Consider the following 13,274-nt stretch of genomic DNA (forward strand, 5'->3'; position numbering starts at 1 on the left):
ATTTACGTTCAATGAGGTGAAGAACAGGAGGATTACATGGATACAAACACAAAGAATAATAACTTTATCCTAAGCAACTTAACCCCTGAACAGAAGATAAAACTAGCCAAGCAACTCAAGATGAGAAATCAACAACGTGAAGTATCAATGCCTGTTCAAATTACAAAGGGAAGAAGAGAGGAAGGGGAACTCCTCCCCCTTTCTTATGCACAAGAACAAATATGGTTTTTAGAACAATATGATCCTGGGGATTTTTCTTATAATTCAACTTGGTCGGTAACGATGTCGGGTAAACTTGATAGATCTGTTTTCAATCAAAGTGTCAAGGAAATAGTGAATCGACATGAAATTCTAAGATCCGTGTACAAAACAGTTGATGGTCGTCCGGTTCAGTGCATTCTACCATTATCGGATTATTCAGCGAATTACATCGATTTATCAGATATGTCTGTGGAAATGCAAATAATCAAGCTCACTGAATTATACGAAATAGAAATCAGTACTCCCCTGAGTTTGGAGTCGGCTCCACTTTTACGTATAACGATAATAAAGAAAGAGGAAGAGAAGTATATTCTACTTCTTACAATGCACCATATCGTTTCAGATGGGCTATCTTTCTCCATTCTTTGGAACGAGATATTTCAACTTTATCAATGTACATTAAAGCGAAGTCCCAATAGGCTTGAAGAGTTGCCCTTTCAGTATGCGGATTATGCTTGTTGGCAGAGAGAGTCAACAGAGCTTGGACATTACGCTAAAGAGCTAGATTACTGGAAAAATACTTTAACTGGTGCACCTGAGGTTCTAGAGCTTCCATTAGATCGACCAAGACCAGCTATTCAATCGTCAAAGGGGGACATCCTCCGTTTTCAGTTGTCCCATGAAAGTTATAAGCGAATTAAGGAGTTAAGCCAGAATAACAGTTGCACTCTTTTTATGACACTGCTGGCTGCATTCAATGTGTTGCTTTATCGGTATACGAGTCAAGACGATATTATTATCGGTTGCCCTGTATCAAACCGAATGGCTTCTGGTACGGAAAAGTTAATTGGCTGCTTTTTGAACAATATTGTGCTTCGTACCCATGTAAGAGGTAATCAAACATTTCTAACTTTGCTTGAGCAGGTGCGTCAACAGTGCTTACTGGCATATGGGAACCAAAACATCCCTTTTGAAAAAGTGATTGAGGCACTGCGACCACAGCGTTCGACTAGTTACAATCCCGTATTTCAAGTCATGTTTGGAGTGCAAACTATAAAGGAGTCTAGAAGTGAATTAGGGGATTTCGAAGTTCAATTCACCGAAATGGATACAAACACAGCAAAGTTTGATTTGAATATATCCATAGTGGAAACGGAGAACGATCTGGCAGGTTATATCGAGTATCGAACCGACTTGTTCGACAGAGAAACCATTGAACGAATGTTGAATAGCTATCAAAATTTGTTGATAGATATTACAAGTGATCCAACTCGAGTGGTTTCTGAGTTGAAATTACTTACTCCAGAAGAAGAACAATTTATTTTAATTGACCGAAATGCAACGGATAAAAAATATTTGTTGAAAGGGCTACATCAATTATTCACTCAACGCGCTGAAATGCACCCTTCAAGATCTGCCTTATTCTTCGAGGGGGATCACTTGTCATACGGAGAGCTCAATGAGAGAGCCAATAAATTATCCCATTATCTAATCAATAAGGGTGTAAAACAAGGCTCGTTTGTAGGCATTAGTATGCATCGCTCTTTTGAGATGATTATAAGTTTGCTGGCCATATTAAAAGCTGGATGCGCATACGTGCCATTGGAGCCATCATTTCCAAAACAGCGATTACAATATATCGTGAATGACTCTGGACTTGAATGGATTATTACTCACCGAGATGTTGATCAACTTTTTGTTGATTTTGATGTTGAGTGTATTCATGTCGAGCGTGATAAAGCATATATCGATTTATCTAAGGAAATGAATCCAACTATCGATGTGCAGATGGAGGATCCGGCATATGTACTGTACACTTCAGGATCTACGGGGATGCCTAAAGGGGTTGTATTAAGACATGAAGGAGTTAGTAATCGAATTGTGTGGATGCAAGATGAACTCCATTTGGAATTAGAGGATCGTGTGCTTCAGAAAACCTCGTATACCTTCGATGTTTCCGTATGGGAATTCTTCTGGCCTTTATCCTATGGAGGGGGGCTGGTGCTCGCTAAACCGGATGGACATATGGATCCGCAATATCTTGTGCAAACCATTATTCAGCAAAGGGTAACGATTATTCATTTTGTACCTTCTATGCTTCAGCTGTTTCTTGAGGAAAAAAGTGTACAGCAATGTCACTCTTTACGCCAGGTGATATGCAGTGGAGAGGCATTGACGTATGAGTTGAAGAAACGATGTTTAACTACACTGGAGGCTAGGTTGTTTAATATGTACGGACCTACCGAGGCCTCTATTGATGTGAGCTGGGAAGAGTGTAGTCTAGAACATTTAAATAAAATGGTTACGATTGGGAAACCGATTAAAAATATTAAGTTGCATGTACTTGATGCAAATTTGGCTATTGTCCCATTTGGAGTGCCAGGAGAATTATTTATTGAGGGTGTTGGGTTAGCTAAAGGTTACTTGAACCGAAAAGAGTTAACAGAAGAGAAATTTATTACCCATTCCTTTGGAGATGGAGTAATTTGTTCCTTATATCGGTCAGGAGACTTGGTGAAATTGCTACCTGATGGAACCATTGCTTATTTAGGAAGGCTGGACCATCAAGTTAAGATAAATGGGTTACGGATTGAACTTGGTGAAATTGAGTCTGTACTGCAAGAGCATGATCATATTTCTGATTGTGTAATTATCGCTGACCAAGATCATCATGGGAGAAGCTCAATGACTGGCTATATCCTAACTGATGATGGGAATGATATTTCAAGCTCTATTTTAAGAGAATGGCTGTTACAGAAGCTACCAGAATACATGATTCCAAGACAATTTGTAAAACTTGAAAAGTTTCCACTAACGGTAAGCGGAAAAGTGGATAGGAATACGATCGCCAAATACAAACCTGCCTTAGCAGTTCAAACCGTAAACGCACCGCCAGAAACTGAATTGGAACTATCATTGTCTAAAATATGGGAGGACGTTCTCTCGGTACAAGGCATTGGCGTTGATGATAATTTCTTCGAACTCGGAGGAGACTCTATCTCTAGTATACGGATGGTTACAAAAGCTAGGGATGTAGGGATATACCTCACAGCCAAAGATATATTTCAAAATCAGTCTATTGCAAGACTTGCAAAGGTGGCAAAAGATAAAACGGAGGTACAAGCAGAGCAGAAGAAGGTTACCGGGGAAGTGGCTCTGACTCCTATCCAAAAATGGTTCTTTGAACAGAATTTCGACGAACCACATCACTGGAATCAGGCAATGATGTTTGAGACGGAACCCTCCATAACAGTATCCATTCTTCAAGAAGCATTACAAATGCTTGTATCACATCACGATGTATTACGCACTCGATTTATAAGGGGAGAAGAGGGATGGAAACAATTCATCTCAAACGAGATATCGGGTTCCATTCTTGAGCAGATAGACCTTACAGACATTGACCCTATTATAGGTCTGGAACGGATAGAAAGACATGCAACGATATGCCAAGCGTCTTTAGATTTGAATGAACAACTGATTCAATGCAAGTTTTTCAATTTGGGAGCTGGTCAAAAAAGTCGTTTGTTCATTGCAGTTCATCATTTGATCATAGATGCGGTTTCTTGGAGGATCATCTTTGAAGATTTAATACTGTTATGCGATCAAGCTATACGTCAAAAAGAACTAAGCCTTACGCTTAAAACGACATCATATAAAGAATGGGCTGAGAAGCTATCAGCGCTATCCGATGGAATTCCCATAGACGATGTGAATTATTGGAGAAGTATTACTGGTAAGGGCAAAGAATTGCCAATTGATCATTCATTTGGCGTAGCTACTGAGGAAACCGCACATACCATAACGCTGAGGTTAAACGAAGAGATTACAGGACACTTAACTCATACACTACCTCAAAGGGCAAAACTAAAAGTTCAAGAATCATTAATAGCTGCTCTAAACCGAGCACTTTACCATTGGCTTGATGAGGCTAACCCCGTAAAAGTGGATATTGAGGGACATGGTCGTGAAGAGTACTTGTTTGATCATGTTGATGTCTCGAGAACGGTTGGATGGTTTACTTCAATGTTTCCGATTCTGCTTAACATAGGCGAGTCAGAGAGTATTCATGCGTGTATTCAACATGCTAAAGAAAAACTGAGGTCAGTGCCTCATAAGGGGCTAAGTTATGGTGTTATCAAGTATTTGTCAGATCAACCGCAGATTCATTCTAAAGAAATAGAACCATCGCAGATCCTATTTAATTTCCTTGGAAAGACGGATGTTACGTCTAATCTGGAAACACAGATTCGAATGAGCAGCGACCCCACAGGTGATTATCGTAGTCCAAAAAATCAAATGCCTTATCTCTTGGAATTTAACTCTGAAATTTCAGATGGGAAATTAACCATTCACACTAAGTACAGTCAAGCAAAATTTTTAGAGAAGACGGTTCAAACGTTGTTGAGTGCATGGGAGTCAGCCATACATGAAATAGTGCATCTGGGCGTGAATCATGGACAGGCATTTATTTCAGAAATGGATTATCCTGCAGCCGAGTTTAGTCCATCGGAGTACAGTGCATTACAGTCACATTGCTTAGCACATGCTATTAATATTGATCATGTCGAAGACATCTATCTCCTATCTCCCATGCAACAAGGCTTATTATTTCACACGGTGTTATCCCCGGATTCCGGACAATACTCGCAGCAGTATAGCTGTAAACTGTATGGGGAATTGGATATAAAAGCATTCGAACGCGCATGGAAAAAAGTAATTGAACGACACAGCATATTAAGAACATCCTTTATTTGGAAAGGTCTAGAGCAACCGAGGCAGATCGTACACAAGACACTGGACTTTAAAGTATCTGTCCTAGATGCAGGTGACTTAACAGAAGATGAAGCAGAAGAGCTCCGTATTTCTTATTTAAAGAAAGATCTTGAGCGAGGATATTGTTTAGAGAAGGCCCCGCTTATGCGTGTATCGTTGCATCGGATGAAAGGTGACGAACAGCTCTTTGTCTGGAGCCACCACCATATTATACTTGACGGCTGGTCCCAATCCTTGCTTCTAGACGAAGTGTTTCGAATTTATAACATCTTCTGCAGAGGAACGACTTTAAAGCTTAATCCTGCTGTACAATTTGATCAATACATTGCACGCCTACAATCAAAAGATATCACTGAAGCAAAACAATTTTGGAAGAGTTACTTCGCAGGTTATGAATTACAACATTTCGTTCGGGGGCATATGTTGCAATCGGATACAACGGAACCTTATAAGGTTTTGAAGTACGAATTGTCTACCGACTTATCGAATGATTTACATGAATTTGTTAAGAGAAATAAGATGACTCAAAATACGGTATTTCAGGCGCTATGGGCATTGGTTGTTTCTCGCTATTCCAAGTCAAAGGACATTGTGTTTGGAATGGTTGTTTCAGGCCGATCAGTAGATATGAATGGAATCAATGGAGCTATTGGTTTGTTTATCAATACTCTTCCTGTACGCATCAAGGTGGAAGAAAGCTTAGATGTGCTTCAATGGTTACAGCGTATTCAAGAGCAGCAAGTAGAACTTTCTCAATTCGAGCACACCCCATTGTTAAGTGTTCAGGAATGGAGTGGATTAACGAAGAGTGAACCTCTGTTTGAGAGTATTCTCGTTTACGAAAACTATCCTATGACCAGTTATGGACAAGAGGTTATGCCCGTTAAAGTCGAATCTGTGCAAGTTCGTGAAGTTACCAACTATCCAATTACAGTAACGATACAACCTTCAAATAATGTTGTGATTGAAATAAGTTACCATACGGAACAAATATCAGATTACACAGCAACGGAGTTACTTGAAGGTATGAAGGGATTTTTACTGCGTTTGTTAGAAAATTCATCCTTATATGTAGGAGAATTGAATAAAAGAACTAAAATGGAAAGTATAGAACTTTTGAATAGGTTAAGCCCTTTCGAGCCTGTTCAGATACAAAAACATCAAGCCATCTATACAATTCTGGAAGAGCAGGCTCGATTGAAAAGCCATGAATCAGCTGTAGTGTGTGGCGAAGAATCCATTACTTATCAATATCTCAATGAGCAATCCAACCGTCTTGCCCGGTATTTGCTCCAAAAAGGAGTTGGATCAGAGCATATTGTTGGCGTATGGATGGATCGTTCCATTGCTGCTGTAATATCGATCATGGCAATTTCGAAAGCAGGTGGGGCATTTTTGCCTATGGACTCCGCTTTTCCGAAAGAACGAATCAAGTACATGGTTGAAGATAGCAGGACAGCCTTCGTTTTAACCAACCATGAAGAAGCACTTGCAGAAACGTGCTCTGCAGAACTGATCAACATAAATAATCTCAGTCAAGAACTAGCAAAAGAATCATTAGAGAATATCAACAAAAGAATTCAACCAGAATCGCTAGCATATGTGATTTACACTTCGGGTACAACGGGGAGACCCAAAGGGGTAATGGTCGAACATCAGAATGTATTGAGTGTAACCGAAAGTTGGAAAGACAAGTATGAGCTCGCTTCTCGTGAAGTAAGAATTCTCCAGTTAGCAGGTATCTCTTTTGACGTATTTACAGGAGATTTTATGCGAAGCTTGATTGGTGGGGGAACCTTAATTATATGTCCGGATCATGAACGACTCGAGCTTCCATCCGTGCATAAGTTACTTTTACATCATCAAGTTACTCTGTTCGAATCTACACCTGCTCTTATCATTCCTTTAATGGAATATATATATGGTAATAATTTGTCTCTTCCAGATCTGCAATTATTGATCTTAGGATCGGATAAAGTTTCGGATCAGGATTTTAGACAACTGGTACAGCGATTCGGAAACCATGTTGAGATTGTGAATAGTTACGGGGTTACGGAAGCAACAATTGACTCCAGTTATTATTCATCCAAATATAGTAATATCGAGAGTCACTATGGCAATGTTCCTATTGGGAAACCTTTACCCAATTCTCGTTACTATATATTAGATGAAGAGATGGAGCCGGTTCCGGTAGGCGTGGAAGGCGAATTGTATATTGGCGGTAAGGGAGTGGCAAGAGGGTATCTCCATAACATTGAATTGACTCAGGAACGTTTTCTCCCTGATCCTTTTTTAGAGGGGGGACGCATCTATAAGACAGGAGATATTGCTAGATGGACAGAACAGGAAGTTGTTGAGTTTATCGGTCGGGAAGATGGACAGGTAAAAGTTGGTGGCATACGTATAGAAGTAGGAGAAATTGAGAGTGTTTTAAACCGGATTGAGGGTGTCGAAGCATCCGTTGTTTTAGTGATCGGTGATGGGATTCATAAATATCTTTACGCCTTTTATGTAGGGGATGCGCGACTGGACAACTTAAAAATGGAGTTGGCAAGGAGGCTACCAAGAGCTTTTGTCCCTACGAGGTTTAAATGTTTGAAGGAATTCCCACTTACTTTAAATGGAAAACTTGATCGACGTGCTCTTCTTGTGCTAGCACGTGAAGAAAAGGAGAGTCTACCGGTTTACCCGAAGACGCAGCTTGAAAGCGAATTGATTGAAATATGGGGAAGTATTTTAGATATAAAGATTTCTAGCATTCATGATAGCTTTTTTGATCTAGGTGGGAACTCAATCCTGCTGCTTAAACTGTATAACGTGATTGATAACAGGTATGGCGTGCCGATTACCGTTGCCGATTTGTTTGCCCAGAATACAATTCATATGCTGGCCCATTTTATTCAGGTGAAGTCAAATCAATCGTTACAAATTAAAGATTCATTGGATGTCATCATGGAAGAACTTAGAGCAGGGAAAATTACTACCACTGCTGCAGAACAACGAATATCCAACCTTTAATTTGTTAACACAAAGGAGCGAAACAATGGAAAAGGTTAAACGATTTATACTACAACAAGTAGCATCTCAATCCATTTCAAACCAAGAAGGCGTGGAATATATACAAGAACTGATGGAGGGCAAGAAAAGAGCTTCTCAATCCGAGGATCAATCATTTGCAATTATTGGAATGAGCTGTCGATTCCCGAAAGCGAATTCATTAGAAGAATTTTGGGACATGTTAATCCATGGAACTGACGCCATTGGCTCTTTTCCAGAATCGCGTAAAGATGACGTATTGCGGGTTAAAAAAGAGATTTTTGATAGATATAAAGATATACCACTTCGACTCGGTGGTTATTTGGACAGAATTGACCAATTCAATCCGGCATTTTTCCACATTACTCCAGCTGAAGCGGTAAGTATGGATCCCAATCAAAGATTATTTCTTCAGGTTGTCTGGGAAGCAATTGAGAATGCCGGTTATACGAAGGAAAAACTGAATGGATCGAGAACAGCCGTATTCTTAGGTCATTCTGCAGAGAATGTTTATAAGGAGTTACTTCCAAATGATGATCCAAATGTAGTTATTGGAAACTTAGGTGCAGTCATTGCATCCCGAGTTTCATACTTCCTTAATCTAAAAGGGCCTAGTATTGTCATCGATACAACGTGTTCTTCCTCTTTAGTAGCGCTGGATCAGGCCTGTAGATCCATTGCAACAGGTGAATCAGATGCAGCTATCGTGGGTGGGATCAGTACCATTCTTCTTCCTGTATTTAGCGATGACCAAAAGATGGGTAATGAGTCTTCCGATGGACGATGCAGAAGTTTTGATGCGTCAGCAAACGGAACCAATGTTGGGGAAGGTGCAGGAGTAGTCATTATTAAAAAACTATCCGATGCCGTGCGTGAGAAAGATCATATCTACGCTGTCATTAAAGGAAGTGCAGTGAATAGTGATGGTCGATCCAACGGAATCACTTCACCTAATCCAGAAGCTCAAGTTGATCTCCTGACCAGTGCTTGGGAACAGGCAGGAGTAGATCCTAATTCAATACAATTTATAGAAGCACATGGCACAGGTACGAAGTTGGGAGATCCTATCGAAGCTCAGGCTATGATGGAGGCATTTAATAAATATACAGAGAGAAAACAATTTTGTTCCATTGCTTCAGTTAAAACAAACATAGGTCATTTAGACGCGGCAGCAGGCATGGCAGGATTAATTAAAACCGCTCTAAGCATATATTATAAGAAAATACCGGCTTCACTTCACTATCATACACCAAATCCTTTAATCAACTTTGAACAGTCTGCTATCCGGGTGAACCATAATCTTACGGACTGGTTGTCGGATGAAGGACCTAGACGCGCGGGGGTAAGCAGCTTTGGCATCAGCGGAACTAACTGCCATGTTGTTTTGGAAGAGGCACCTACTCGCTCTGAGCCTCTTCAGTATGAAGGTTTGCATGTGTTTACCCTGTCAGCGAAGAATGATAAATCTTTGGTAGATACTCTATATCGCTATTCTGATTTCTTGGGTAATCATGTGAACTTTTCTCTGACGGAAATTTGTTATACCTCCAATATGTGCAGAGATCACGATAGTCATCGAATCGCAATTATTACAAGCTCCATTGAGGATCTTTCTAAAAAAATATCGGAACTATGTGTTACACGAGATAACTATGAAGAGGTTATGAAATCATTGAGTCAACAAGGAGTATACTACGCTATTGTTGACGATCAAAAGCTAAAAAACAGTTCAGCATTGGAAAAGGCACAGTTGAATCGTAGTCAGTGTGAACTTGTGGCTGAATGTTACACAAAAGGGACTCCAATAGATTGGGATTTCTGGTATGAGCAAAAGACAAGTTGGAAAATACCGTTACCTTCCTATGCATTTGACCTCAAAAGATACTGGCCTCCCTTGGAGGTTAATGACCTCGATAGCCCTAAGCGCGATGTAAGCCAATTTTTGTTTACACCGGATTGGATTCAAAAAGATCCTGTGCAGAAGCAAATTAGCATGGAGAAGCAGGGACTATGGATGTTATTCTCCGACGAAGGGGAGCTATCAAAGACACTACGAATGCTGCTGGAAAAACGAGAACAAATCGTGATTGAACTGGTTGCGGGGGAATCATTCCTTCAAATAAGTGAGAATAAATTCATAATAAACGCTTCGGATAAAGGGCATTATGTCCGTTTAGTTGAATCCCTCGGCGTAGATCGTATCGATAAAATCCGAGGAGTGCTCCATATGTGGACAGTGCACCCTGAGGATGACAGCATGGAATCGCTGGAGTCGATGAATCAATCTCAGTATAGAGGCTCATATAGTGCATTATATTTGATGAAGGCTTTAGGAGAACGACAGGTAGATGCGGCATTCCAATTTAACGTAATTACTTCTTATGCCCATTTAATAGATGGTACACAAGAGCAAGTATATCCAGTAAGAGCTACATTACCAGGGCTTGTCAAAGTTATTTCACAGGAATATCCTAAAATTTCTTCCCTTACAGTGGATGTGGATGCAATGGAGGAGAGCGTCCAGCAGATTGCTGATCAGGTGATGATGGAGTTGTTAAAGGGCCGAAATGACCGTGACGAAGTCGTAGTTTACCGAAAAGGAAAACGATACACACCCATTCTAAAACGGACTTCCCTAGACCAAGTTCCTGATCGACAAGCGCCATTTAAGAAGGACGGAGTTTATGTCATAGCGGGTGCAGGGTATCTTGGGGTTGAAGTTGCAAAATATATAGCTCGCAAGGGGCAGGCAAAATTAATCATGCTCAATCGTAGTACCCTTCCCCCGCGAGACACTTGGGACACCATTTTAAGAAGCAAGGATGAGAATATACGACTCTTTCATCAGATTACAGGATTTCAGGAAATTGAACGATCCGGTTCGGAGATCGAAGTCATGACGGTGGATGTCACCAATCATGAGTCATTGTCTAAAGCTTTGGATGATATCCGTATAAAATTCGGGAGAATTGATGGAGTTATTTTTGCCATTAAACAGATCTATGGAAAAACAATAGCAGACCTGGCGGATGGTCAGTTTGAAGAAGCAGTAATGAGTAAATTACACGGCTCATGGTTGTTAGACCAATTAACAATACAAGATAAACTAGATTTCTTTATTACAATGTCCTCCATATCATCGATCATGGGAGGCCCCAAAAATGGTGATTGCACAACGGTTAATGCTTATTTGGATTCCTATGGAGATTACAGAACCTTATCGGGAAGAGAAACGATTACGTTAAACCTAACGGAGATTCTAACAGGGGATAAACATGAATATTTGATTAGAGATACGATTATTCCACCACTAAACTATGAAAACTTTATTGAGTCGTTTGAACAAGTTATGAACAAGCAAATGAGCCTGACTGTTATTTCCGATTTTGATTTGCAGGTGACAAAGAATTTACTACCAATGATTAAAATTCGTTTTTCAGATGAACTTTTACAAGAGATTGAGGAGTCCGATCTTACCCGCGAAGAGCTTGGGAAGCAACAGATCTTTCTAGGAGAGATTAGTTACGAGGAGCTTGTACTGAAACTACACGCGATATGGATGGATGTTTTGGGTTACGAAAAAGTGGATGTGGAGGCAAACTTCTTTGATATTGGTGGAACATCACTGAGTGCTGTAAAACTGATTCGTTTGATAAATAGTGAAGTGTCGGAAAGTTTTGAAGTAGGAGATTTATATAGCTTCCCGACAATTGCTTCCATGGCTGATTATTTGCTGAGCCAAGTGGTTGGGGTGGTTCAGGAAGTATCTGCAGGAAGCGAAACGAACTATGAAATTCTGGACGTATTAGATGATTTGGATAATGATGATATTTCTTTGGATGAGGCACTGATGCTCATTCAGAAGAAACAATAAAGGGGAGGGATAACTATTGCTGAAAGTTGCGTTGTTATTTCCAGGACAAGGTTCCCAATATGCAGGAATGGCCCGCGATTTGATTCATGCCTTCCCTCTGGCTCGTGAGGCTTTTGAAGAAGCCAGTGAATCTGTTGGTTTTGATGTAGGTAAGTTGTGTTCCGAACAAGATATGTCCACATTAACTCGTACAGAGTTTGCTCAACCCGCAATTCTAACAATGAGTGTTGCTACATTCAGAGTGTTAGAGCAAGAAACGAAGCTCATCCCGAATTGTATGGCAGGACACAGTTTAGGGGAGTATTCAGCTCTTTCTTGTTCAGGTGCTCTATCATTGGGAGATGCCGTTAAACTTGTTCACAAGCGTGGGCAATTTATGGCCGATTGTGCTTTACGATCGGAAGGAGCAATGATGGCTATCATTGATTGTGCCCCCGAGACAGTGTACGAAGTATGCAATGAAATAAATGCCCGACATGGGGTAGTTGTTACTTCTAACCTCAATTCTTCAAAAGAAACGATCATTTCCGGAATCAAATCAGCCGTAATTAAAGCAGGGAATGATTTGGAACAAAAGGGAGCGAAAACAGTATTGTTAAAGGTGGGAGGAGCCTTTCACAGTCCCTTAATGCATGAAGCATCGGAATTTCTCGCTAACTATATAGAAGAAAATATTCGTTTCAGTCCTATGAAATATCCGGTTTTCTCGAATGTGACTGCTGCTTTTCATGACCCTGTTCAGTTAAAAAGCAGTCTTATAAATCAAGTGATCAATCCGATCCGATGGTTCGAGACCATACAGGTTATGCGAGAAGAAGGAATTACTCATACGGTGGAAGTGGGGCCGAAACAAACGCTGACCAAGTTAATTCAATCAGACTTTCCCGATATGACTCGTTTCTCTACAGAGAATGTAAACAAAATCCACAAAATAATAGACGTCTGGGGCAGGGGGGAAACCTCCAGGCAAATCATGACCCCTACTCAGTTTATTAACAAATGTTTATTATTCGCTGTATCCACCAAAAATCGAAACGAGAAGTATGCTCTGGTAGAGAAAGAAGTGGCTGATTTATACCGTGAATTAAGACATATTCAAGATGAAGTATTATTAAATGATGATTCTGAACATGCTCTCATCCGTGCTCACCAATGTATCAAAAGTATATTGAAACATAAAAATACATCCTCAGAAGAGTATAAAAGTAGGATCAATGAGTTATCTGCACAGTTAGTCGCAAAAAACTTGATTGAAGAAGAGATGGTATAGTCCGAAATATGAAAAGCAAGAATATAGAGGAGGAGAACTTAATAAGCGCTGAGCGCTGAATGTTAAGTTCTCTATCCATGTTGGATGTGCAGGGCAGGTTTGGATTACATTCTTTAC

The 13,274-nt window shown here is 40.2% G+C and carries 3 protein-coding genes; all 3 read left to right on the forward strand.

What is annotated here, in order from left to right; genetic code table 11:
* Positions 1-36: 36 nt before the first annotated feature.
* The 3 genes from ACR8BL_RS21770 to fabD are packed head-to-tail and all read left to right on the forward strand — an operon-like array spanning position 37 to position 13,157.
* Entirely contained in the window at positions 37-7,995 is a 7,959-nt protein-coding gene (locus ACR8BL_RS21770; RefSeq protein WP_434758269.1) for an amino acid adenylation domain-containing protein, read from the forward strand.
* Positions 7,996-8,020: 25 nt separating this feature from the next.
* Positions 8,021-11,887 carry a beta-ketoacyl synthase N-terminal-like domain-containing protein gene (locus ACR8BL_RS21775; RefSeq protein WP_434749484.1) on the forward strand — a complete coding sequence of 1,289 codons (3,867 nt, stop codon included), beginning with the start codon at positions 8,021-8,023 and terminating at the stop codon, positions 11,885-11,887.
* Between the two features lie 16 nt (positions 11,888-11,903).
* Positions 11,904-13,157: an ACP S-malonyltransferase gene (fabD, locus tag ACR8BL_RS21780; protein ID WP_434749485.1), complete on the forward strand. Its 1,254-nt coding sequence runs from the start codon at positions 11,904-11,906 to the stop codon at positions 13,155-13,157.
* The last annotated feature ends 117 nt before the right edge of the window (positions 13,158-13,274 follow it).

Origin of the sequence: Paenibacillus amylolyticus (assembly GCF_051136285.1) — a bacterium.
GTDB lineage: Bacteria > Bacillota > Bacilli > Paenibacillales > Paenibacillaceae > Paenibacillus > Paenibacillus amylolyticus_F.